The sequence below is a fragment of the Castellaniella daejeonensis genome (assembly GCF_039523555.1).
Classification (GTDB): domain Bacteria; phylum Pseudomonadota; class Gammaproteobacteria; order Burkholderiales; family Burkholderiaceae_B; genus Castellaniella; species Castellaniella daejeonensis.
In genome coordinates, this window is sequence record NZ_BAAAFN010000006.1 from 1 (window position 1) to 22861 (window position 22861).

General features: G+C 66.0%; 19 protein-coding genes and 1 tRNA gene. 5 read left to right on the forward strand and 15 right to left on the reverse strand.

The genetic code is table 11. From position 1 onward, the window contains the following. Positions 1-145 precede the first annotated feature (145 nt). Positions 146-1282 (reverse strand): tellurite resistance/C4-dicarboxylate transporter family protein, encoded by a 1137-nt coding sequence (locus tag ABD022_RS01950; protein WP_343819761.1) that lies wholly within the window; start codon positions 1280-1282, stop codon positions 146-148. A gap of 166 nt (positions 1283-1448) precedes the next feature. On the opposite strand from ABD022_RS01950, the gene prfB reads away from it, so the two are divergent. Continuing rightward, positions 1449-2553, forward strand: a protein-coding gene (gene prfB / locus ABD022_RS01955) for a peptide chain release factor 2 (RefSeq protein WP_325126489.1) whose coding sequence is annotated in 2 segments (ribosomal slippage) — positions 1449-1529 and positions 1531-2553 — 1104 coding nt in all. Because the reading frame shifts where the segments join, the coding sequence is not laid out codon by codon here. A gap of 88 nt (positions 2554-2641) precedes the next feature. Further along, positions 2642-4156: a lysine--tRNA ligase gene (lysS, locus tag ABD022_RS01960; protein WP_325126488.1), complete on the forward strand. Its 1515-nt coding sequence runs from the start codon at positions 2642-2644 to the stop codon at positions 4154-4156. Positions 4157-4168: 12 nt separating this feature from the next. Here lysS and ABD022_RS01965 read toward each other — a convergent pair whose 3' ends face one another. From ABD022_RS01965 to uvrB, 8 genes are all read right to left on the reverse strand, one after another. Further along, entirely contained in the window at positions 4169-5068 is a 900-nt protein-coding gene (locus ABD022_RS01965; RefSeq protein ID WP_325126486.1) for an alpha/beta fold hydrolase, read from the reverse strand. Between the two features lie 21 nt (positions 5069-5089). Further along, positions 5090-5692 carry a TetR/AcrR family transcriptional regulator gene (locus ABD022_RS01970; RefSeq protein ID WP_343819766.1) on the reverse strand — a complete coding sequence of 201 codons (603 nt, stop codon included), beginning with the start codon at positions 5690-5692 and terminating at the stop codon, positions 5090-5092. A gap of 93 nt (positions 5693-5785) precedes the next feature. Further along, positions 5786-6109, reverse strand: a complete 324-nt coding sequence (gene iscA, locus ABD022_RS01975; RefSeq protein WP_343819768.1) for an iron-sulfur cluster assembly protein IscA — start codon at positions 6107-6109, stop codon at positions 5786-5788. Continuing rightward, positions 6078-6509, reverse strand: coding sequence for an iron-sulfur cluster assembly scaffold protein (locus ABD022_RS01980; RefSeq protein ID WP_325126481.1), 432 nt, complete (start codon positions 6507-6509; stop codon positions 6078-6080). The genes iscA and ABD022_RS01980 overlap by 32 nt, the downstream gene beginning before the upstream one ends. Then, the gene (locus tag ABD022_RS01985) at positions 6509-7720 is read right to left on the reverse strand and encodes an IscS subfamily cysteine desulfurase (RefSeq protein ID WP_343819772.1); all 1212 of its coding nucleotides are present in this window, start codon (positions 7718-7720) and stop codon (positions 6509-6511) included. Before ABD022_RS01985 ends, ABD022_RS01980 begins: the two co-directional genes overlap by 1 nt. A 15-nt stretch (positions 7721-7735) precedes the next feature. Next, positions 7736-8263 (reverse strand): Fe-S cluster assembly transcriptional regulator IscR, encoded by a 528-nt coding sequence (gene iscR, locus ABD022_RS01990; RefSeq protein ID WP_325126476.1) that lies wholly within the window; start codon positions 8261-8263, stop codon positions 7736-7738. 226 nt (positions 8264-8489) lie between these two features. Next, positions 8490-8981, reverse strand: coding sequence for a low molecular weight protein-tyrosine-phosphatase (locus tag ABD022_RS01995; RefSeq protein ID WP_325126494.1), 492 nt, complete (start codon positions 8979-8981; stop codon positions 8490-8492). Between the two features lie 111 nt (positions 8982-9092). Beyond that, on the reverse strand, positions 9093-11186 hold the full coding sequence (gene uvrB / locus ABD022_RS02000) for an excinuclease ABC subunit UvrB (protein WP_343819775.1): 2094 nt from the start codon (positions 11184-11186) through the stop codon (positions 9093-9095). A 93-nt stretch (positions 11187-11279) separates the two neighbouring features. Between uvrB and ABD022_RS02005 the strand changes: the two genes are divergently transcribed. Together ABD022_RS02005 and lexA are read left to right on the forward strand one after the other, a co-directional pair. Beyond that, positions 11280-12482, forward strand: coding sequence for an amino acid aminotransferase (locus tag ABD022_RS02005; RefSeq protein WP_343819777.1), 1203 nt, complete (start codon positions 11280-11282; stop codon positions 12480-12482). Between the two features lie 118 nt (positions 12483-12600). After that, complete coding sequence (lexA, locus tag ABD022_RS02010; RefSeq protein ID WP_343819779.1) at positions 12601-13356, forward strand: transcriptional repressor LexA; 756 nt, start codon at positions 12601-12603, stop codon at positions 13354-13356. A gap of 146 nt (positions 13357-13502) precedes the next feature. On the opposite strand, the gene lon is transcribed toward lexA, so the two are convergent. The 4 genes from lon to tig all read right to left on the reverse strand — a co-directional run bounded on the left by lon (position 13503) and on the right by tig (position 19471). Beyond that, positions 13503-15959, reverse strand: a complete 2457-nt coding sequence (lon, locus tag ABD022_RS02015) for an endopeptidase La (RefSeq protein ID WP_325126467.1) — start codon at positions 15957-15959, stop codon at positions 13503-13505. A 237-nt stretch (positions 15960-16196) separates the two neighbouring features. After that, positions 16197-17489 carry an ATP-dependent Clp protease ATP-binding subunit ClpX gene (gene clpX, locus ABD022_RS02020; protein WP_325126465.1) on the reverse strand — a complete coding sequence of 431 codons (1293 nt, stop codon included), beginning with the start codon at positions 17487-17489 and terminating at the stop codon, positions 16197-16199. 10 nt (positions 17490-17499) lie between these two features. Further along, positions 17500-18159: an ATP-dependent Clp endopeptidase proteolytic subunit ClpP gene (gene clpP / locus ABD022_RS02025; protein ID WP_325126463.1), complete on the reverse strand. Its 660-nt coding sequence runs from the start codon at positions 18157-18159 to the stop codon at positions 17500-17502. A 1-nt stretch (position 18160) separates the two neighbouring features. Next, complete coding sequence (gene tig / locus ABD022_RS02030; RefSeq protein ID WP_343819783.1) at positions 18161-19471, reverse strand: trigger factor; 1311 nt, start codon at positions 19469-19471, stop codon at positions 18161-18163. 112 nt (positions 19472-19583) lie between these two features. Here tig and ABD022_RS02035 point away from each other — a divergent pair. After that, a tRNA-Leu gene (locus tag ABD022_RS02035) sits at positions 19584-19668 on the forward strand. On the opposite strand, the gene ABD022_RS02040 is transcribed toward ABD022_RS02035, so the two are convergent. Further along, the gene (locus ABD022_RS02040) at positions 19647-20711 is read right to left on the reverse strand and encodes a DNA topoisomerase IB (RefSeq protein ID WP_343819785.1); all 1065 of its coding nucleotides are present in this window, start codon (positions 20709-20711) and stop codon (positions 19647-19649) included. The genes ABD022_RS02035 and ABD022_RS02040 overlap by 22 nt on opposite strands. Continuing rightward, on the reverse strand, positions 20708-22840 hold the full coding sequence (malQ, locus tag ABD022_RS02045; RefSeq protein ID WP_343819787.1) for a 4-alpha-glucanotransferase: 2133 nt from the start codon (positions 22838-22840) through the stop codon (positions 20708-20710). The genes ABD022_RS02040 and malQ overlap by 4 nt, the downstream gene beginning before the upstream one ends. Between the last annotated feature and the right edge of the window lie 21 nt (positions 22841-22861).

Sequence of the window (22861 nt, forward strand, 5' to 3'; positions counted from 1 at the left end):
CCAAGATGAGCATCGGCCAGGTCGTGCGCGCCGCCTTCCCCTGGCTGCTCCTGCTGCTGACCTACCTGGCCTTCATCACCTACGTGCCTGCCGTCAGCCTCTGGCTGCCCCGGTTGCTGGGGTAAGACGGCCTCCCGGGCCGGTCTCAGGCCGGCCCGGCCCGGCCCGAAGCGCGCATGATCCGCACCACCTGGCGGATCATGCCCGCGAACGTCAGCACCCAGGCAAACAGCGCGATATACAGAAAGCCCCGCGGCAGCACGGAAAGAAACCCGAAGCCCATGGCATGGTCCATCTGCCAGGTGCAGGCGGCATACATGCCCAGCGGGAACACCGCGCCCCAATACAGGGGATCGTACTGGAACGGAAAGCGCTGGAAGACATAGCGCCAGATCCCCAGCAGCAGCAGCATCGGGATCCACCAGGTGCCCGTGGCCCAGTAGAACACCGTGAAGCCCTTCAGGAACGGCAGCAGCGACACCAGGTACGGCGCGGCGGGCGCGTTCAGGATCAGGAGCGAGCCGGCCAGGGTGGAGATCGCCATCGCCCCCATGTTGATCCAGTACGGCGGCGCCAGATCGTCGGGGGAAAACCGGAAGAACGCGTAGCGGTAGAAGATCAGCGACATCATCCAGATGTACAGCATTCCTCCCCACAGCCACATCGACAGCGCCATCAGGTTCAGTTCTAGGCGGAAAGGCTGGCCGATACGCGCCGCCAGCAGCGCGCTGGACACCGCCAGCGACTGGGTCGCCACCACCGCCAGCAGCCAGGCGCCGCTGATCCCCCGGTCCAGTGTGGGCTTGTCCGGCTTGACGGTGAAAGCGGTGAAGATGGTGTAGGTCAGCCCCAGCCACAGCACCACCGCCACGGCCCAGAGCACGAAACCGACCCGGATGTTGTCGGTCTGCACGATGAACTGGCTGGCCAGGATGCCGGTACCGGCCACCGTGGTGAAATATCCCGGCCCCCTCAGGTGGTCGACCATGTCGCCGAAAAAGCGGCGGGGATGGTGGATCGCCCGCAACGCATACAGCCCGCACAGCACGGCATACTGCACCACGTTCAGCAGGAACAGCAGCCGCGACACCAGCGGCAGCCCCATCATGCCGGATCCCAGCGACACGATGCCGGTTGCCATCACCAACCCGAAATAGGAAGGCGACAGGCCGGCCAGGGCTGCACGCCAGCCCGACGGCGGCGTCCCGCCGCCAGCCCGCAACGCGGTGGCTGCGGCCGACGCCGGCAACCGGCGACTGTCGTCCGAAGATGTCCTGTCCATGCCTGTTTCCCCCATGCGGCCCACGGACCCCATGTCCCTTTGCGCGGCCGCGTTAAAATATTCGATTATCCACATATTTCGACGCAGATGAAGATCGGCGCGCCCCAGCCGGAAGCCGGGGTGCGTGGTATGTCGCGTCGTGCAGACACCCACACAGGACATCTCCATGGAAGCCGAACGCCAGAACCAGATCATCGCCCGCATCGACGATTACGCCGAGCGCCAGGGCCTGCTCCGGAGGTATCTTTGACTACGATGCCAAGGCCGAACGCCTGCTCGTCGTCAACGCCGAACTGGAAAGCCCGGACGTCTGGAACGATCCGCAGCATGCCCAGGAACTGGGCCGCGAAAAGAAATCCCTGGAAACCGTCGTCCACACCCTGGCCGACATCGAACGCGGCCTGAACGACGCCCGCGACCTGTTCGAACTAGCCAGCGCGGATGACGACGACGCCACCCTGCTCGCCATCGAGCAGGACTGCGCCGCCCTGGGCGAGCGCCTGGAAGCGCTCGAATTCCGCCGCATGTTCTCCAACCCGGCCGACCCCCTGAACTGCTTCGTCGACATCCAGGCCGGCGCCGGCGGCACCGAGGCCCAGGACTGGGCTTCCATGCTGTTGCGCCAGTACCTGCACTACGGCGAACGCAAGGACTTCAAGACCGAGGTCCTCGAGGAATCCGAAGGCGAAGTCGCGGGCATCAAATCGGCCACCATCAAATTCGAAGGCGAATACGCCTACGGCCTGCTGCGCACCGAGACCGGCGTGCACCGCCTGGTGCGCAAGAGCCCCTTCGACTCATCCAACGGCCGACACACCTCCTTCGCCAGCGTCTTCGTCTATCCCGAGATCGACGATTCCTTCGAGATCGACATCAATCCGGCCGACCTGCGCATCGACACCTACCGCGCCAGCGGCGCCGGCGGCCAGCACATCAACAAGACCGATTCGGCCGTCCGCATCACGCACCAGCCCACCGGCATCGTCGTGCAGTGCCAGAACGATCGTTCCCAGCACCGCAACCGCGCCGAAGCCATGCAGATGCTGAAGTCGCGCCTCTACGAACTCGAAATGCGCAAGCGCATGGCCGAGCAGCAGAAGCTGGAAGACGCCAAGAGCGACGTGGGCTGGGGCCACCAGATCCGCTCCTACGTCCTGGACCAGAGCCGCATCAAGGACCTGCGTACCGGCGTGGAAATATCCAATACCCAGAAGGTCCTGGACGGCGACCTGGACCCTTTCATCACGGCCAGCCTCAAGCAGGGCGTCTGACACCGGCGCGCATGGCCGCCGGCCCGCGCGGGCCGGCGACCGCCGCCCGGCCCGGATGCCCCCGCCCTTCCCTTACCGACCGCACGACATGACTTCGACTGAAACCCAAGCCCCCGACGAGAACCGCCTGATCGCCGAGCGCCGCGCCAAACTCGACGCGCTGCGCCAGGCCGGCCCCGCCTACCCCAACGACTTCCGTCCCGACACCCGCGCCGCCGACCTGCACCGCGACTGCGGCGCACTGGACGAAGACGCACTGCAGGCCCTGGGTCGGCGCGCCCGGGTCGCGGGGCGCATGATGCTCAAGCGGATCATGGGCAAGGCCAGCTTCGCCACGTTGCAGGACGCCACAGGCCGCCTGCAGCTGTACCTGGACCGCGGCGTGCTGGGCGACGAGGCCTATGCCGCCTTCAAGTCGTGGGACATCGGCGACATCGTCGGCGCCGAAGGCGAGGTCTTCAAGACGCGCAAGGGCGAATTGTCTCTGCGCGTGGAATCCCTGCGCCTGCTGTCCAAGTCGTTGCGCCCGCTGCCCGACAAGTTCCACGGCGTGGCCGACCAGGAACTGCGCTACCGCCAGCGCTACGTCGACCTGATCATGACCGAGGGCACGCGCGAGACCTTCCTGGCACGCAGCCGCATCATTTCCGCGATCCGCCAGATCATGTCGGAAGCCGACTTCCTGGAAGTCGAGACACCCATGCTGCACCCCATTCCCGGCGGCGCGGCGGCCAAGCCATTCATCACCCACCACAATGCGCTGGACATGCAGATGTTCCTTCGCATCGCGCCCGAACTCTACCTGAAGCGCCTGATCGTCGGCGGCTTCGAGCGGGTCTTCGAGATCAACCGCAATTTCCGCAACGAAGGCGTCAGCCCGAGGCACAATCCGGAATTCACGATGATGGAATTCTATGCGGCCTACACGGACTACCGCTGGCTGATGGATTACACCGAATCCCTGATCCGCGAAACCGCGCGGCGCGTGTGCGGCACCGCCACCCTGGTCTACCAGGACCAGCCCCTGGACCTGGAACGCGCCTTCGACCGGCTGACCATCACAGAGGCCATCCTGAAGCACGCTCCCGGCTACAGCCCCGAGCAGCTCCAGGACGAAGCCTGGCTGCGGGGCGAACTGCGCCGCCTGGGGGCCGACATCGACGGTCCGGCCCTGGCTCATGCCGGCCTGGGCGCCCTGCAACTGGCGCTGTTCGAGGAAACCGCCGAAGCCAGGCTCTGGCACCCGACCTTCATCATCGACTACCCGGTCGAGGTCTCGCCCCTGGCCCGCGCGTCCGACGCCCAGCCCGGCATCACGGAACGCTTCGAGCTGTTTGCCTGCGGGCGCGAGATCGCCAACGGCTTTTCCGAACTGAACGACCCGGAAGACCAGGCTGCCCGGTTCCGTGCCCAGGTGGCCGCCAAGGATGCCGGCGACGAAGAAGCCATGTACTACGACGCGGACTACGTGCGCGCCCTGGAATACGGCATGCCCCCCACCGGCGGCTGCGGCATCGGGATCGACCGCCTGGTGATGATGCTGACCGACAGCCCCAACATCCGCGATGTGATCCTGTTCCCGCACCTGCGGCGCGAGGACTGAGCCGCAGACCCCTCAGGCGAAGCCCAGGGGCAGATTGGGCGAACCCACCACCCGGCTGCCGACATCGCGGCCGTCCGCGAATGCCAGGGCGGCCGCGATCGTTTCAGGGTCGTCCAGCAGCCGGCGGTGCCCCAGGCCCTGGGTCGTGAGCAGGCGGGCGCCCGGCCAGCGATACGCGTAGTATTCCCCTTCGCTCCAGGGCACCTGGCGGTCGCCCAGATCGTGCACGATCAGTGCAGGTTGCCCGAGCGCCGGCAGGCGCCGGGAAATGTCCAGGGACTCGATGTCCGCGCCTGTGCGCCGCAGCAGCCACGCGCACAGGGCCGGACGCAGAGTGTCCCCCAGCCACAAATGACGCAGGTGCCGGCCGATCGCCTGTTGCACGTCGGCGGGCGGCGCCACCAGCACGAGGCGGCGGGCCTGCCAGGCCTCGTCCTGCGCCAGGACCAGTGCCGCCCCACCCAGCGAGTGCCCGATCGCCAGGGCCGCGGGCCCATAGTGGACGCCCACGGCACGGATCGTGGCGACGAATTCCGGCAGCGAACTGTGCCTGCCGGTGCTTCGCCCATGGGCTGGCTGGTCGAACGCCACCACGGCATAACCCCGTGCGCGCAGGCCGTCCACCCACTGCCTGAAGCAGAGCCCGTGGCTGGACCAGCCATGCGCCAGCAAGGCGTAGGGCTCGGAGCCCGGATCACCCCAGACATAGGTGGCGACGGACTCGCCCAGGACCTCGAGCCGGCCATGCCGCGCGGTGCCGTCCTCGGGCACGGCCCGCGTCCGGGAAGACGGCGTGGCAAACAGCCGCGCAGCCCAATCGGCCGCATGGCCGGGCGCCAGCCAGGCGCTCAGCACCAGGCCCGTGCGCAGCGCCCCCAGGCGCAGGCGGGCAGAAGCAGGCAGGGAAGACATGGAAGAGCCTCTCGGTCGGGTTCAGGGTTGGCCGCTGCGCCAGAGACGCTCGAACGCCGCGGCAGCATGGCGGCCGGCTTCTTCGTGACCGAACAGACCGCCGTCATGGTGCAGGGCCAGCATCAGCGCCTGGACCTCGAAGGCCAGCTGGGCCGCATCGGTATCGGCGCGCAGGTGCCCTTCCTGCACGGCCTGCGCGATGGTCTTCTTCAGTTCGTCGCGCCAGCCCGCCTGCTGGGCCAGCACGGCTTCGCGCAACGCACCTTCGCGGCCATCGTATTCGCTGACCGCAGACAGCAGCAGGCAGCCGCTCTGGTAGCGGTGGACCCAGGCGATCCAGTTCGCCACAATGGCGCGCAGCCGCGGCAGGCCGCGGGGCTGCTTCAACGCAGGCACCAGCACATCGGCAATGAACCGGTCCTTGCCGACATCCAGCACGGCCAGCTGCAGGTCTTCGCGGGAACCGAAATGCGCGAACACGCCGCTCTTGGACATGCCGACGCTGGATGCCAGGGTGCCGATGGACAGGGCTTCCAGCCCCCCTTCGCAGGCAAGGGCATAGGCGCTGTCGAGGATGACATCGCGCGTGGCGGCGCGCTTGCCGGTATGGGATAAAGTATTCATGGAAAAAATAATAGCACGATCGTTCGTGCTATTCAAAGGCCAAAACAAAGGGCGTGGCGGCACCCCGCCCCGCCCCATGGAAACGACCGCGCGTCAGACGGAGAAGGATTCCCCGCAGCCGCAGGCGGCCTTCTCGTTGGGATTGTTGAAGCGGAAGCCTTCGTTCAGGCCTTCGCGGGCATAGTCGAGTTCCGTGCCCTGCAGATAGGGCAGGCTGTCGAGCGCCACGTACACGCGAGCCCCGAACTGCTCGAAGACCTGATCCCCGTCGGTGGGATCGTCGACGTATTCGAGATGGTAGGACATGCCCGAGCAGCCCGAGGGTTTGACCCCCAGGCGCAGCCCCAGCCCCTTGCCGCGTTTGTCCAGATGCCGCTGGATGTGCTCAGCGGCCCGTTGTGTCAGCGAGATTCCCATGATGTGCCTCAGGAATGGAATGTTTGTCGGTATAGTCGGCCACAGCCGCGCGGATGGCATCCTGGGCCAGCAGCGCACAATGCAGTTTGTCGGCGGCAAGGTCCAGGGCCTGGACGAAAGCCTGGCTGTCGATGGCCAGGGCCTGGTCCAGGCTGCGACCCCGCAGCCATTCGGTCGCAAGCGACCCGGCTGCGATGGCCTCGCCGCTGCCGAAGGCCCGAAAGCAGGCAGATTCTATGGTAGCGTCTTCCAGCCGGATCTGCAGTTTCAGGATCTGACCCAGTTGCGGCGATCCCACCAGCCCGGTGCCGACCCGGGGGTCGTCTGCGTCGAACGAGCCGACGTTGCGCGGATGCAGGTAGTGCTCCAGGACCTGCGGCCCATACCACGATCCCGTCATCAGCAGTGCTCCGCCCAGGCGCCCAGGGTGCCCTGCTGGCGCATTTCCCACAGGGGAGACAATTCGCGCAGACGTGCGATCTGGGTGCGCAGCAGCCGCACCGCACGATCCACTTCGTCTTGCGTGGTGAAGCGCCCCAGGGTCAGGCGCAGTGAGCTGTGCGCCAGCGTGTCGCTGCGCCCCAGGGCACGCAGCACGTGCGACGGCTCCAGGCTGGCCGAGGTGCAGGCCGACCCCGATGACACCGCCAGCTCGGGTACGGACATCAGCAGGGCCTCGCCCTCGACGTGGGCCACGCTGAGGTTCAGGGTATGCGCCACGCGCCGGTCCGGGTCGCCATTGAGATAAACGTCAGGCAGGTCGCGCAGGCCGTCCCAGAGGCGGTCGCGCAGCGCGCGGATGCGGGGAATTTCTTCGTCCATCGAATCGCCCGCCAGGGCAAAGGCCGCCCCCATGCCGACGATCTGGTGGGTGGGCAGCGTGCCCGAACGCAGGCCGCGTTCGTGGCCGCCGCCGTGGATCTGGGCTTCCAGGCGCACGCGCGGCTTGCGGCGCACGTAGAGCGCCCCGATGCCCTTGGGGCCATAGGTCTTGTGCGCCGACAGGGACATCAGGTCCACGCCCAGCGCCTGCACGTCGATCGGCAGCTTGCCCGTGGCCTGGGCGGCATCGGTGTGGAAAAGAATGCCGCGTTCGCGGCATAGCGCCGCCAGCGCGGCAATGTCCTGGATGACGCCGATTTCGTTGTTGACCAGCATCATCGACACCAGGATCGTGTCGGGCCGCAGGACCGCGGCCAGGGCATCCGGGCTCACCAGGCCGTTGGCATCCACGTCGAGCCAGGTGACATCGAAGCCCTGGCGTTCGAGCTCCAGGCATGGATCCAGCACCGCCTTGTGCTCGGTGCGCACCGTGACGATGTGCCTGCCCCGAGCGGCATGGAAATGCGCCACGCCCTTGATCGCCAGGTTGTCGGATTCGGTGGCGCCGGACGTCCAGACGATTTCACGCGGGTCGGCGTGGATCAGGCCCGCGACCTGGGCCCGGGCCCGTTCCACGGCTTCTTCCGCATCCCACCCCCAGGCATGGCTGCGCGAGGCGGGGTTACCGAAGCGTTCGCTCAGCCAGGGCAGCATGGCCTGGAGGACGCGTTCGTCGACAGGTGTGGTTGCGGAATAGTCCAGGTAGATCGGGAGCGGGTCCTTTGGCATCGAAACTCCGGTAAATCAGGCCGATACGGGCTCCTGGGCCCGGGAATCGGCCGCCACCGGCGTGATCGGGATCGTGGGGCGGCCGTTGTTGTTGCGCATATGGCCGGATTCCTGCCATTCGCGCAGACGCTGCTGATCGACCAGATCCTGCAGCGAGACCGAGTCCAGGTATTCCAGCATTTTACGACTCAAAGTGGCCCACAGGTCGTGGGTCATGCATTTGCCGCTGTGCCCGTTGCGCCCGATGTCGCAGTTTTCCTTGCCGCCACAGCTGGTGGCATCCAGCGGTTCATCCACGGCGAAGATGATGTCGGCCACCGAGATATCGCGCGCATGCCGGGCCAGCATGTAGCCGCCGCCCGGACCGCGCACACTGTCGACCAGTTCGTGCCGGCGCAGCTTGCCGAACAGCTGCTCCAGGTAGGACAGGGAAATGTTCTGGCGCGCACTGATGGCCGCCAGCGTCACCGGGCCGCTGTGATGGCGCAGGGCCAGATCGATCATTGCCGTAACGGCGAAACGTCCCTTGGTCGTCAAACGCATGGTGAGGTCCTCTGTGAGTGCTGAGAATTCCCGGGTATTCCTAATACCCGACTATTTGAGTCAAGTGTACCCTTTTACCCGACTAAAACACTCGGTTTTAGAGAGAAAAAATGGGAAAACTTGACTCTTGTCAATTCCCACCCCGCAACAGGGGTCATGCAGCCACACCGCGGCCAAAACACAAGGGGCGCCTGAGGCGCCCCTGGGCATGGCGAACGGAAAGGAATCAGGCGGCCTGGTACTGCAGCGCGCGCTTGCGCACCAGTTCGAGAACACCCTGACAGGAATCCTCGATGTAGTCCAGGACCTTGTTGAAGCCTTCGGGGCCGCCGTAATAGGGATCGGGCACCGTGGCTTCCTCGAATTCGTTCGAGAAGCGCATCAGCAGCATGAGCTTGTGCTGGTAGACCTTGGGGCACTGCTGCTGCAGCGCGGAAAGGTTTTCCCAGTCCATGGCCAGGATCAGGTCGGCGTCGCGGAAATCATCGGCGCGGATCTGCCGGGCCACCAGGGACGACAGGTCGTAGCCCCGCTTGCGCGCAGCCGCCTGGGCGCGTGCATCGGGAGCCTCGCCCACATGGAAATGGTGCGTCGCAGCGGAATCGACCGCAATGGCATCGGACAGGCCGGCCTCGTCGACGAGGTGCTGGAACACGCCCTGGGCTGTGGGGGAGCGGCAGATATTGCCCGTACAGACAAAAAGTACCTTATGCATGATGGTGAAAGTGTGCGGGAAAACCCGGAAATTGGCAAGCATTTTCTGTGGAAAACCGCAAAAAAACCTGACATCTGAAGCACTTCCGAAGCGGTCCCGCAACAGGCAGTGCCGTCACTCCATCAGGGCGCGGGCTTTGAGTGCGCGCAGGGCATCGCGCACTGCGGCCGCCTGCTCGAATTCCAGGTTGCGGGCATGTTCGTTCATGCGCTGTTCCAGGCGGCGGATCTCGCGCGCCAGCGATTTCTCGTCATGCAATGCCGACTCGTCGTACCCAGCCCCGGCCGGCGCCGAGGCCGCCGCGGACACGGCCACCCCGTCGATCAGGTCGCGCACCGCCTTGCTGACGCCCCGGGCGGTGATGCCGTGCTCGATGTTGAAGGCTTGCTGCTTTTCCCTGCGGCGAGCCGTCTCGTCCATGGCGCGCCGCATGGAATCGGTCACCTGGTCGGCATACAGGATGGCGCGGCCATTCAGGTTGCGCGCCGCCCTGCCGATGGTCTGGATCAGGCTGCGCTCGGAACGCAGGAAGCCTTCCTTGTCGGCATCCAGGATCGCCACCAGGGAGACTTCCGGGATGTCCAGCCCTTCCCGCAGCAGATTGATCCCGACCAGCACGTCGAAGGCCCCCAGGCGCAGGTCGCGGATGATCTCGACCCGTTCGACCGTATCGATATCGGAATGCAGGTAGCGCACCTTGAGGCCGTTTTCCCCCAGGTATTCGGTCAGATCCTCGGCCATGCGCTTGGTGAGCGTGGTGACCAGGACGCGCTCGTGGCGCGCGACGCGCAGCTTGGCTTCGCCCAGCAGGTCGTCGACCTGGGTGGCGGCCGGACGCAGTTCGACTTCCGGATCCACCAGGCCTGTGGGGCGCACGACCTGCTCGACCACCTGGTCCGCATGGGCGGCCTCGTACGGGCCCGGCGTGGCGGACACGAAGACGCACTGCGGCATGCGCGCCTCGAACTCTTCCAGCCGCAGGGGGCGGTTGTCCAGCGCCGAAGGCAGGCGAAACCCGAACTGGACCAGGGTTTCCTTGCGGGAGCGGTCACCCCGGTACATGCCGCCCAACTGGCCGATGGTGACGTGGCTTTCGTCGATGAACATCAGGGCATGGGCCGGCAGGTAGTCGATCAGCGTCGGCGGCGGCTCGCCAGGCAAGGCGCCCGACAGGTGCCGGGAGTAGTTCTCGATGCCCTTGCAGAACCCCAGTTCCTGCAGCATTTCCAGATCGAAGCGGGTGCGTTGTTCGAGCCGCTGGGCCTCGACCAGCTTGCCCGCGGCCGTCAGTTCGGCCAGGCGATCGCGCAGTTCTTCCTTGATGGTCTCGATGGCGCGCAGCACGGTCTCGCGCGGCGTGACGTAGTGGGAGCTGGGGAAGATCGTGAAGCGCACCAGGTTCTGGACCGGCTTGCCCGTCAGGGGATCGAACAGGTCCAGGGACTCGATCTCGTCGTCGAACAGGGTGATGCGCAAGGCATGCTCCGCGTGTTCGGCCGGAAAGACGTCGATGACCTCGCCGCGTGCCCGGAAGGTCCCGCGGGAAAATTCCATGTCGTTGCGCTCGTACTGCATCGATACCAGCCGCGCCAGGATTTCCTGGCGGCCGATCCGATCGCCCGTGCGCAGCGTGAGCACCATGGCGTGATAGTCGCCCGGGTTGCCGATGCCGTAGATGCAGGACACCGTACCCACGATGATGGTGTCGGGACGCTCCAGCAGGCTCTTGGTGGCCGACAGGCGCATCTGCTCGATGTGCTCGTTGATGGACGAGTCCTTCTCGATGAACAGATCGCGCGACGGCACGTAGGCCTCGGGCTGGTAGTAGTCATAGTAGGAAACGAAATATTCCACCGCGTTGCGGGGGAAGAATTCGCGCATCTCGGCATAAAGCTGGGCAGCCAGCGTCTTGTTGGGCGCCAGCACGATGGCCGGCCGCCCGGTGCGGGCGATCAGGTTGGCCATGGTGTAGGTCTTGCCCGAGCCCGTCACCCCCAGCAGGGTCTGGCACATGAGCCCGTCGCGCACACCCTCTTCCAGCGCGTCGATCGCGGCCGGCTGGTCGCCGGCAGGCGGATAGGGCTGGAAAAGCTGGAAAGGACTGTCCGGGTACTGCACGAAGCCCGCCCCGGCCTCGGGGACGGCCGGGGCGGCGACCGAAGGATCGGCCTGGGTCCGGGCCCGCTGGGTTTTGGCCTGATGTGGCATGGGGCTCAACTAGACACTGTTCGGGTAAACCCCTTATTATCACACTGTTGGCCCACGTGACCAAGACTCCTCTCTCTCGTCCTCCCGGTAACCATGTCTTCCATTTTCGCATCCGTCGAACTCGCCCCGCGCGACCCCATCCTGGGCCTGAACGAACAATTCAAGGCCGATACCCGGCCCACCAAGGTCAACCTCGGCGTCGGCGTCTACTATGACGACGCCGGCCGCATCCCCCTGCTCAAGGCCGTCCGCCAGGCCGAAGCCCGCCTGTTCGAGCAGGCCGAACCGCGCAATTACCTGCCGATCGACGGCATCCCGGGTTACAACAACGGCGCCCGCGCCCTGCTGCTGGGTGCCGGCTCGCCGCTGATCGCCGAGCACCGCTCGCTCACGGTCCAGACCCTGGGTGGCACCGGCGCACTGAAGGTCGGTGCCGATTTCCTCAGGCAGATCCTGCCTGACGCCAAGGTTGCCATCAGCAACCCCAGCTGGGCCAATCACCAGGCCCTGTTCTCGGCCGCCGGATTCCCGGTCGTCAGCTACGACTACTACGACGCCGCCACGCACGGCCTGGATTTCAACGGCATGCTGGCCTCGCTGCGCGCCCTGCCCGCCGGCACCGTCGTGGTGCTGCACGCCTGCTGCCACAACCCCACGGGCGTCGACCCGACCCTGGAACAATGGCAGGAAATCGCCCGCGTGCTGCAGGCCGGCCAACTGGTGCCTTTCCTGGACATCGCCTACCAGGGCTTCGGTGCCGGCATCGATGAAGACGCCGCCGTGGTGCGCCTGTTCGCGGACCTGGGCATGACCATGTTCATCAGCTCCTCGTTCTCGAAATCCTTCTCGCTGTATGGCGAACGCGTCGGCGCCCTGACCCTGGTCACCGGCGGCGACGAGGAAAGCACCCGCGTGCTCAGCCAGCTGAAGCGCGTCATCCGCACCAACTACTCCAATCCTCCCACCCATGGCGGTGCCCTGGTCTCGACCGTACTGAACACGCCCGAACTGTACGCGCAATGGGCCGAGGAACTGGCCGGCATGCGCGATCGCATCCGCACCATGCGCCACCAGCTGGTCGAAAAGATCCAGGCTCAGGGCGTGGACCAGGACTTCAGCTTTGTCAAGGCGCAGCGCGGCATGTTCTCCTACTCGGGCCTCACCAAGGCCCAGGTCGACCGCCTGCGCGAGGATTTCGGCATCTATGCCGTGGGCAGCGGCCGCATCTGCGTGGCGGCGCTGAACAGTGGCAATATCGACTACGTGGCCGAAGCGATCGCCCGCGTGATCAAGTGATCCGATAGCCATACCCGGCAAAGCGCGCGGCGCGGGCAGGTTCTCCTCCCGCGCCGCGCTTGCTTTCAGGAAACGCTTCGGACACAATATGGGCTGTGTTTCCATCCAGTAGCGCGACATGGCCCTGAAACTCACCGCCCGGCAGTCCCAGATCCTGGACATCATCCAGCATTCCATCCAGCATTCGGGCCGCCCGCCCACCCGGGCCGAAATCGCCGCCCAATTGGGATTTCGTTCGGCCAATGCAGCGGAAGACCACCTGCGCGCCCTGGAACGCAAAGGCTACATCCGCCTGTCGGCCGGCACGTCACGCGGCATCCAGCTCACCGGCCAGGCACAGGCACAGGCATCGGCGTCGGGCCACGATCCGGCAGGTCGCCCCGCCATCCCCGGCCACAGTCCGGAACCCACGTCCGCTGGCACGGCAACGGCCCATGATCCTGCCCCCCTGCCAGGCACGCCGGTCTGGATCGCTCCATCCGACAGCCGCCTGGTGCCCCTGGTGGGCCGTGTGGCCGCCGGCAGCCCCATCCTGGCGGCCGAGCACGTCGAACGCGAAATCCCCCTGGCCCCCCATCTGTTCGAATCCGCGCCCGACTACCTTCTGCGCGTACGCGGCAGCAGCATGCGCGATGCCGGCATTCTCGACGGCGACCTGCTGGCCGTGCGCAGCACGCCCAATGCGCGCCATGGCCAGATCGTCGTTGCCCGCCTGGGAGACGACGTCACCGTCAAGCGGCTCGAACACCAGGGCCGGCGCATCCGCCTGCTGCCGGAAAACCCGGACTTCCAGCCCATCGACGTGGGGCCGGGCGATGAATTCGCCATCGAAGGCATTGCCGTCGGATTGATCCGCACCACCGCGCTGCACTAGAACGGCCAACTCCGCCACGGCCTCGCGCCGCCGGCTGGCGCACGCGCCGCCATGGCTGCAGGTACCGCAGAAACGCCAAGGGCTCCCCGGAACGGGAGCCCTTGGGTTCTATCTGCAACGGCCGGGGCGATACGCCCCGAACGGCATCAGTGCTTCATCATTCCGCCGCTGCCGGTTTCCGCCGGCTTGGCGGTGGCGACCGCCTCGGCCGCCAGGCGGGCGACTTCTTCGTCGGACAAGGGTACGGGCATGCGCTGCAAGGCGACTTCCAGCACCCGATCGATCCAGCGCACCGGGATGATCTCCAGGTGGTTTTTCACGTTGTCGGGGATTTCAGCCAGATCCTTGACGTTTTCCTCGGGGATCATCACGATCTTGATGCCGCCGCGGTGCGCCGCCAGCAGTTTTTCCTTCAGGCCGCCGATTTCCAGGATCTCGCCGCGCAGGGTGATCTCGCCCGTCATGGCGACATCGGCGCGCACCGGGATGCCCGTCAATGCCGACACCATGGCCGTGGTGATGGCCGCCCCTGCCGAGGGGCCGTCCTTGGGCGTGGCGCCCTCGGGGAAGTGGATGTGCAAATCGCGCTTCTCGAAGGCCTGGTCTGCGATGCCCCACTTGCGGGCGCGGGCACGAACCACCGTGCGCGCGGCCTCGACGGATTCCTTCATCACATCGCCCAGCGAACCCGTGCGCAGGACCACGCCCTTGCCCGGCATGTCCGCCGCCTCGATGGTCAGCAGGTCACCACCGACTTCGGTCCAGGCCAGGCCGGTCACCTGGCCAACCTTGTCTTCCTTTTCGGCCACGCCGAAATTGAAGCGGCGGACTCCCAGGAAGTCGCTCAGGTTGGCGGCATTCACCGTGATCGCGGCCTCGCCGTCCGCCCTTTGCTGGTCCAGCTCGGGGCCTGCGCTCAGCAGGCGCTTGACGGTCTTGCGGCAGATCTTGGAGATTTCGCGTTCCAGCGCGCGCACCCCGGCCTCGCGCGTGTAGTAGCGCACGATGTCGCGGACCGCGTCTTCGGAAATACTGAGCTCGCCTTCCTTGACGCCATTGTTCTTCATCAGCTTGGGCAGCAGGTGATCGAAGGCGATGTGGACCTTTTCGTCTTCCGTGTAGCCCGACAGGCGGATGACTTCCATCCGGTCGAGCAGGGCCGGCGGAATGTTCAAGGTGTTGCTGGTGGCGACGAACATGACATCGGACAGATCGAAATCGACCTCGATGTAGTGGTCCTGGAAGGTATGGTTCTGTTCCGGATCGAGCACTTCCAGCAGTGCCGATGACGGATCGCCGCGGAAATCGGCACCCAGCTTGTCGATCTCGTCAAGCAGGAACAGCGGATTGCGCACGCCGACCTTGGCCATGTTCTGCAGGATCTTGCCCGGCATGGAACCGATATAGGTGCGCCGATGGCCGCGAATTTCGGCCTCGTCGCGCACGCCACCCAGCGCCATGCGCACGAACTTGCGATTGGTTGCGCGCGCCACGGACTGCCCCAGCGAGGTCTTGCCCACGCCCGGGGGGCCGACCAGGCACAGGATCGGCGCCTTGAGCTTGTCCACGCGCTGCTGCACCGCCAGGTATTCGATAATGCGTTCCTTGACCTTTTCCAGGCCGTAGTGGTCTGCCTCGAGGACTTCCTCGGCGTTCTTCAGCGCATTGTTGACGCGGCTCTTCTTGCGCCACGGCAGGCTGAGCAGCGTGTCGATGTAGTTGCGCACCACAGTGGCCTCGGCCGACATGGGCGACATCAGCTTGAGCTTCTTCAGCTCGGCGTCGGCTTTCTTGCGGGCTTCCTTGGGCAGATGCGCCGCCTCGATCCGGCGCTCGAGCTCTTCGATGTCGGCGCCTTCCTCGCCCTCGCCCAGTTCCTTCTGGATGGCCTTGACCTGCTCGTTCAGGTAGTAGTCGCGCTGGCTTTTTTCCATCTGCTTCTTGACGCGGCCACGGATGCGCTTTTCGACCTGCAGGATCTCGATTTCCGATTCCAGCTGGGCCAGCAGGGCTTCCAGGCGGCGGGCGGTGCCGGGCATGTCGAGCAGGGACTGTTTCTGCTCGATCTTCAGGGGCAGATGGGCTGCGATGGTGTCGGCCAGGCGACCGGCATCCTCGATCCCGGACAGCGAAGTCAGGATTTCCTGGGGGATTTTCTTGTTCAGCTTGACGTACTGCTCGAACTGGGCCACGACGGCGCGGCGCAGGGCCTCGGCCTCGGCCTGGTCGGACTGGTCTTCTTCGATGCCCGAGACGCGCGCCGAGAAATGCGTCTCGGCATCGGTGACTTCGTGGATGCGGGCGCGCTGCAGGCCTTCGACCAGAACCTTGACGGTGCCGTCGGGCAGCTTCAGCATCTGCAGGATGTTGGCCGCACAACCGATTTCATACAGGTCGTCGGGCGTGGGCTCGTCCTTGCCGGCTGACTTCTGGGCCACCAGCATCACGCTGCTGCCGGCTTCCATCGCCAGCTCGAGCGCCTTGATGGAACGCGGCCGCCCCACGAACAGGGGGATGACCATGTGGGGAAACACCACCACGTCGCGCAACGGCAGCAGCGGCAGTTCCACAGGTTCCTGGGTCAGAATCTGGCTAGCAGACATGATTGATTCCTCAAGCGATTGAATCTGAAAGAAAAAGGAAGCGCGGGCTTCCTTTTTCGCATAGTGCCTGCTTGTGATATGGTGCCGCGCGGGCGCTTTTCAAGGGCCGGAGACACATCGTCAGTATACGGGAACGGATGCGCGGACGGTGCCCGGAACCGGACCGCCCATGAGCGGACATGGCGCCGGCCTCGCCCGGTCCCGGCCCGAAGGGCGGGATCGAGCTTCGGCATGCGGTCAGGCGGCGGCGGAGCGCAGGGGCTTGTCTTCCGTCTGCCGGTCGGGCCGGGGACCCTTGACCAGCGTCGGCGCGGTCCGGCCTTCGACCGCGTCTTCTTCCAGGACCACGCGGTTGATGTCCGGACGCGACGGCAGTTCGTACATGGTGCCCAGCAGCGCCTGCTCGATGATGGAGCGCAGGCCCCGCGCACCGGTACGGCGTTTGATGGCCCGGCGGGCGATCGCCGTCAGGGCCTCGGGCGTCACGTCCAGTTCGACGTCTTCCATCTCGAACAGCTTCTGGAACTGCTTGACCACGGCGTTGCGCGGCTCGGTGAGGATGCGCACCAGCGTGTCCTCGGTGAGTTCTTCCAGGGTGGCAACCACCGGAAGACGGCCCACCAGTTCGGGGATCAGACCGAACTTGATCAGGTCCTCGGGCTCGACCTCGGCGAACAATTCGCCCACGCCGCGCTCGGAACGGGCGCGCACCGTGGCTGCGAAACCGATGCCGGAACGTTCGCTGCGATCGCGGATGATCTTTTCCAGCCCGTCGAAGGCGCCGCCCACGATGAACAGGATGTTGGTGGTGTCGACCTGGACGAAATCCTGGTTCGGGTGCTTGCGGCCACCCTGGGGCGGCACCGAGGCGACCGTGCCTTCGATGAGCTTCAGCAGGGCCTGCTGCACGCCCTCGCCCGAGACGTCGCGGGTGATGGACGGGTTGTCGGACTTGCGCGCGATCTTGTCGATTTCGTCGATGTAGACGATGGCGCGCTGGGCTTTCTCGACCTCGTAGTTGCAGTTCTGCAGCAGCTTCTGGATGATGTTCTCGACGTCTTCGCCGACGTAGCCGGCTTCCGTCAGAGTGGTGGCGTCGGCCATCACGAAAGGAACGTCCAGCATGCGGGCCAGCGTCTGGGCCAGCAGGGTCTTGCCCGAGCCGGTCGGCCCGATCAGCAGGATGTTGCTCTTGGAGAGCTCGACATCGCCATCCTTGGCGTCCTGGTAGCGGATGCGCTTGTAGTGGTTGTAGACCGCCACCGCCAGGTTGCGCTTGGGCGTTTCCTGGCCGATGACGTAGCCATCCAGGAAAGACTTGATTTCCTGCGGCGTGGGCAGTTCCTTGCGCACGGCAGCCCGTGCCGCGTCCTGGGACTCTTCACGGATGATGTCGTTGCACAGGCTGATGCACTCGTCGCAGATGAAGACGGAAGGCCCGGCGATCAGCTTGTGGACTTCGTGCTGGCTTTTGTTGCAGAAGGAACAATGCAGCGCCTTGTCCTCGCTGGAACCCTTTTTTTCGGTCATGGCAATCCAATCACTTGGCTTCGTCGGTGCGCGAAACCAGTACCTTGTCGATCAGTCCGTATTCCCGCGCATCGTCGGCGGACATGAAGTTGTCGCGTTCGGTATCCACGGCGATGCGCTCGATATCCTGGCCGGTGCGTTCGGCCAGGATGTCGTTCAGACGCTCGCGCAGGCTGAGGATTTCCTTCGCCTGGATCTGGATGTCCGAGGCCTGGCCCTGGGCACCGCCCGAAGGCTGGTGGATCATGATGCGGGAATTGGGCAAGGCATAGCGCTTGCCCTTGGCTCCGGCGGCCAGCAGGAACGCGCCCATGCTGGCGGCCAGGCCGGTGCACAGCGTGGAGACCTCGGGCTTGACGAACTGCATGGTGTCGTAGATCGCCATGCCGGCATAAACCGAGCCGCCCGGGGAATTGATGTACAGCGAGATGTCCTTGTCGGGGTTCTCCGATTCCAGGAACAGCAGCTGCGCCACGACCAGGTTGGCCGACTGGTCGTTGACCGGCCCCACGAAGAAGATCACCCGCTCGCGCAGCAGCCGCGAATAGATGTCGTAGGACCGTTCTCCACGCCCGGACTGTTCGATCACGATGGGCACATAGCCCAGGCCGGTGGGGACGACCGAGTCCCCGCCGTACATCGATGCGTAGAAATCGGTGAACCGGTTCATATCAGCGGGCACCCATCAAAGTGTCGAAATCGAGGGCTTCGTCGGTGACCTGGGCGGACGCCAGGATGTGCTCGACGAGGTTGTCTTCCAGGACCAGCGACTCGATCTCGGCGCGGCGCTGGCGATCGGACAGATAGTAAGCCACAACCTGGGCGGGCTGCTCGTAGCTCTTGGCGAAGTCCTCGATGCGCGCGCGCACCTGCTCGGGCTTGGCCTTGAGATCGGCGGACTTGATCAGCTCGGCCACCAGCAGGCCCAGGCGCACGCGGCGCTCGGCTTCCGGACGGAAGGTGTCTTCCGGGATGGGGATGCTGTCGGCGTTGGGCAGACCGCGCTGCTTCAGTTCTTCGCGCGCGGCGGCCGTGCGGTTGGCGACTTCGTTGTCGACCAGGGCCTTGGGCAGATCGAAATCGCAGGCGGCGGCCAGGGCGTCCATGACGCTGGCCTTGGTGCGGTTCTTGGCGCGGGCCTGGGCTTCGCGTTCGACGTTGGTGCGCACGTCGGCCAGCAAGGCCTGCACGTCGCCTTCGGCCTGGCCCAGGGCGCGGGCGAAATCGGCGTCGACTTCGGGCAGTTCGGGCTCGGCGACTTCCTTCACGGTGATGGTGAATTCAGCCTGCTTGCCGGCCACGGCGGGGCTGCCGTAGTCTTCGGGGAAGGCCAGCGGGAAGGTCTTGGTCTCGCCAGCCTTCAGTCCGGTGGCAGCCGCCTCGAATTCGGGCAGCATGCGGCCCTGACCCAGCACGAAGGGGAAATCCTGGGCGGAACCGCCTTCGAAGGCCACGCCATCGATGGTGCCGGTGAAGTCAAGGGTGACCCGGTCGCCGCTCTGGGCGGCGCGGTCGGCGGCCGGCTTGAAGATCGTGCGCTGGCGGCGCAGGATGTCGATGGTCTTCTGCACTTCGGCGTCGCCCACCTCGACGGTGTTGCGGGTGATCTTCAGGGTCGACAGGTCGGGCAGCTGGATCTCGGGATAGACCTCGAAGGTGGCGGAAAACGCCATCACGCCTTCTTCGACGCCTTCCACCTTGGGTTCCAGGCTGGGGGTGCCGGCCACGCGCAGGTTCGCGTCCTGGATGACCTTGTCCAGGGACTTGCCGATCTGCGTGTTGATCACGTCGTAGCGGACCGACGGACCGTGGCTGCGTTCGATCACCGACAGGGGGGCCTTGCCGGGGCGGAAGCCCTGCACTTTCGCCGTCTTGGCGACGCGCTTGAGCTGTGCCTGGACTTCCTTTTCGATGTCGGCGACCGAGACGGTCAGATCAACGCGGCGTTCCAGGCCGGACAATTTTTCAACCACGGGCTGCATTCGGGACCTATTGAATGATGGACAATAAACGAGGTATTTTAGCGGAAAGTGGAGCGCCCCGTAGACGCCCAGGACGCTTGGCTGAATTACGATACAATGCTCGGCTTGCCTGGCGAACGTGGCGGAATTGGTAGACGCACCAGATTTAGGTTCTGGCGCCGCAAGGCATGAGAGTTCAAGTCTCTCCGTTCGCACCACGGCCCCCCGATTCCCGTGGATGCCGGCCGGATCCCCGCGCAAGAAACCCGAACAGCCGGTGTTCCGCTGCGGTCAACCCGCGCGGGACGGGCGGGGCCCGCCGCCATTCCGGCATGCCCCCCTGCAGATAGGCGGACACGATCGACGGATGCACATAGCAGGCGCGACAGACCGACGCGCTATTCCCCAGCCGCCGGGCGACAGTCTTCATGACATCGTTCACCTGGTGCAAGCCCTCCGAAGGCGTGTTCGCATTTGGGGCACGGCCCAGCAGGTCCAGCGCCAGCACCGATCCTCCCCAGGTCCTGAAATGCTTGGCGCTGATGTCGCAGCCCGTGATCTCCCGTAGATAGGCATTGACTGCCGTGGAATCGATCCGGTGGCACACCCTGCGCTCATCGCGATACTCGAACAACCCCTGCCCGGGAAGTTCCAGGCTGCGCCGCAGCAAATTGGCCAGCCTTCGGTCCCTCACGGTGACATCCTGGTCCACGCCGCTCTTGCCGCGGAACCGCAAGCGTATTCTCTCGCCTGAAACGCGGGCATGGCGCCGCTCGAGCGTCGTCAGGCCATAGCTGCCGTTGCCGCGTGCATAACGGGAGCTTCCTATCCGGATGAGCGTCTGGTCCAGCAAGGCCACCGCCAGAGCGAGCACCCGCTCCTTCGGCATGCCCGGCAGGCGGAGATCGCGGCGGATCCTGAGCCTGATCCGCACGAGCGCGGCACCGAATTCAAGCAACTGGTCGAATTTGTCCCGATCGCGCAGTGCAGTCCAGCCGGGGTGGTAGATGTACTGCTTGCGGTCTCGCCCATCCCGCCCGGTGGCCTGCAGATGACCGTCGGCCCGCGCGCAGATCCAGACATCTTCATAGGCAGGCGGAATCCCCAGGGCACGGATGCGTGCCAGGACGGCCGGATGCCGGATGGGCCGTCCGGCACGGTCCCGATACAGGAAATCGCCGTGCCGGTCGCGTTCCCGGCGATAGCCGGGCTCGCTGTCCTCTGTGTAGACGAGCCCGCCGCCGGAACCCTCCGGCGTCATGCCGGTCCGCGCCACCGCCGGATGGCCTCGAACCGTTGGCGCCAGGGTGCCGAAGCGCACGCCCCGACCGCGTCGGCCGGCATGCGGCGACGCCAGTTGGGGAACGCATGCACCGTGCCGGGCACATTGGGCGCCTCTCCTTCGCCGGCGAGATCCTCCAGTGCCGCCAGCATGAGCGGGCACGGGGTCGCGGCGACGAAACCCAGCAACGCGGGTATCGGTGCCCGGTGCGGCGGCGCAGCGCAGTCGGGTCCGGCTACGCATTTCCACAACTGCGAGCGATCCTCGGCGCGCCGTGCCCGCAGCTCCACGGCTGTTTCGTGTGGGCCCAGCAGGCGGGCATGCGCGCGCTGGGCAATGTCGACACCCTGCCACCACCCGGCCAGCGTCGGCAGATCGTGTGTGGTGGCCATCGCCACGGCATGCGGTGGCCATCGCTTCGAAGGCGTGAAGGACACCCGCCCCGGACCGAGCCCGGGCTGCTGCATGAACCAGAGCACGTCCATGCCCAGGATGCCGTTCTGTCGCAGGGCCGCATCCAGGCCGGCCGGGACAGTGCCCAGGTTTTCACCGATCACCAGGGCCTGCCGGCGCCAGGCCTCCAATGCCGTCAATGCCAGCAACTCGCGCGCCGGCATCCGCAGGTAGGCTCCATCTGCCGCCTCGCCGCCTTCGGGAATGACCCACAGCCGTTCGAATCCGGCGATGTGGTCGATGCGAAGGCCTCCGACATGTTCGAGGCTGGCCCGCAGCACAGCCAGGAAAGGCGCCTGCGCATGGGTACGCAATGCCTGCGGGGAAAATGCCGTCAGGCGCCAGTTCTGGCCCAGCGGATTGTGGATGTCGGGTGGCGCCCCCACCGACACGCCTGCCAGCAGGTGGCCGGCCTGGCTCCACGCCTGGCTTCCGGCGGGACTGGTTCCCACCGCAAGATCCGCCATCAGCCCGATGCGCATGCCGGCACGACAGGCCGCACGATGGGCCTGGTCCAGGCTGGCCGCTGCCAGCCACTGGAGAAAGCAGTGAAAATCGACCTCACTGGCGTGTTCGGCGGCATAGGCCCGCACCTCGGGCGTCCCCGGATCCCGCCAGCAGGATTTCCACTGAGTCCAGGGCAAGGACTTCCCCTGGTGATCGGATGCAACGGATGCATCGGCCTGCAGGCACTCGAATACCGCGTGGTCTCTCAGCGTTTCGCCCCGGCTGCCCAGGAAATGCCGGTAGTCGGCCTGTACGTGCGGCCCGAAACCGGCAAGCCCATGGTGCAGGCGGCGCAGTAGCCGCATGCGTGCGGCGCATGCCCGTGGCCAGTCGATCCGCCGCGGCGCATCCAGGGCCGCCCAGTCGACCTCCGCCAGGGACCGCATCGCCTTGCGGACCGCATCTTCCCCCAGCACATCGGCGGGCGCCGCATAGGCGGCATTCAGAAAGAGGCGGCTCGACGGACAATAGGGACTGCACGCCGCCGGGTCTGCGCTGAACATCGCGTGGGCGGGGCTGAGCATCAGGGCGTCAGCGCCTTCCCGCGCGAGCTGCTGCGCCAACCGGCGAACCGCGGCGAAGTCGCCATGCCCCCAGGTGGCCTTCACCGGATCCTCATCGGTCGTGCGAAGGCTGTAGATCTGGGCCGCCACGCCCCACAACCGTTCGCGGCGCGCCAGCATGCGGCTGGCAGCGGTCTCGGAGCGGCACGGCGCGATGGCGAGCCGGACGGATTCGCCGCACCGCGGGTGCAGCCGGTAATACCCCGGCTGCGATGGCGCTCTCAGCCAGGCGCCGGATTCGTCGCAGGCAATGCGCAACCCAGCCTGCGGTGCGCTGCCCTCTTCCGGCTCCAGCAGGCAAGGCCCCAACGGCAGGCCCGGCAGCCGGACAGCGCCCCCGGCGTAGCCGACCAGCAGCTCCGGTCGGCTGCCGATGGATTCGACCGCCGCCCGGCTTTCTCGGACGCGAGCCGCCGTGCCGCCGGGCAAGCCCATCGAATCCAGCAGGGAACGCAGTGTATCGGACGATACCCGCCGTGGGACGCCGTACGGATCAACCCAATGCTCCTGCAGGCCGGCCTGCGCCGCCAGTGCGGACAACCCACCTTCGCCAGGAACGTGCCAGCGTTCTTCATCTCGTCTCATGCCTGCGCTCCAATACCGGCC

What these genes read in the sequence shown, in the direction of transcription:
- lon (WP_325126467.1), bottom strand. Translation starts at nt 15,959, where the DNA reads ATGTCTGCTAGCCAGATTCTGACCCAGGAACCTGTGGAACTGCCGCTG.
- malQ (WP_343819787.1), bottom strand. Translation starts at nt 22,840, where the DNA reads ATGAGACGAGATGAAGAACGCTGGCACGTTCCTGGCGAAGGTGGGTTG.
- uvrB (WP_343819775.1), bottom strand. Translation starts at nt 11,186, where the DNA reads ATGCCACATCAGGCCAAAACCCAGCGGGCCCGGACCCAGGCCGATCCT.
- ABD022_RS01970 (WP_343819766.1), bottom strand. Translation starts at nt 5,692, where the DNA reads ATGAATACTTTATCCCATACCGGCAAGCGCGCCGCCACGCGCGATGTC.
- iscR (WP_325126476.1), bottom strand. Translation starts at nt 8,263, where the DNA reads ATGCGTTTGACGACCAAGGGACGTTTCGCCGTTACGGCAATGATCGAT.
- ABD022_RS02040 (WP_343819785.1), bottom strand. Translation starts at nt 20,711, where the DNA reads ATGACGCCGGAGGGTTCCGGCGGCGGGCTCGTCTACACAGAGGACAGC.
- tig (WP_343819783.1), bottom strand. Translation starts at nt 19,471, where the DNA reads ATGCAGCCCGTGGTTGAAAAATTGTCCGGCCTGGAACGCCGCGTTGAT.
- iscA (WP_343819768.1), bottom strand. Translation starts at nt 6,109, where the DNA reads ATGGGAATCTCGCTGACACAACGGGCCGCTGAGCACATCCAGCGGCAT.
- clpX (WP_325126465.1), bottom strand. Translation starts at nt 17,489, where the DNA reads ATGACCGAAAAAAAGGGTTCCAGCGAGGACAAGGCGCTGCATTGTTCC.
- clpP (WP_325126463.1), bottom strand. Translation starts at nt 18,159, where the DNA reads ATGAACCGGTTCACCGATTTCTACGCATCGATGTACGGCGGGGACTCG.
- ABD022_RS01950 (WP_343819761.1), bottom strand. Translation starts at nt 1,282, where the DNA reads ATGGACAGGACATCTTCGGACGACAGTCGCCGGTTGCCGGCGTCGGCC.
- ABD022_RS01980 (WP_325126481.1), bottom strand. Translation starts at nt 6,509, where the DNA reads ATGACGGGATCGTGGTATGGGCCGCAGGTCCTGGAGCACTACCTGCAT.
- ABD022_RS01965 (WP_325126486.1), bottom strand. Translation starts at nt 5,068, where the DNA reads ATGTCTTCCCTGCCTGCTTCTGCCCGCCTGCGCCTGGGGGCGCTGCGC.
- ABD022_RS01985 (WP_343819772.1), bottom strand. Translation starts at nt 7,720, where the DNA reads ATGCCAAAGGACCCGCTCCCGATCTACCTGGACTATTCCGCAACCACA.
- lexA (WP_343819779.1), top strand. Translation starts at nt 12,601, where the DNA reads ATGGCCCTGAAACTCACCGCCCGGCAGTCCCAGATCCTGGACATCATC.
- lysS (WP_325126488.1), top strand. Translation starts at nt 2,642, where the DNA reads ATGACTTCGACTGAAACCCAAGCCCCCGACGAGAACCGCCTGATCGCC.
- ABD022_RS02005 (WP_343819777.1), top strand. Translation starts at nt 11,280, where the DNA reads ATGTCTTCCATTTTCGCATCCGTCGAACTCGCCCCGCGCGACCCCATC.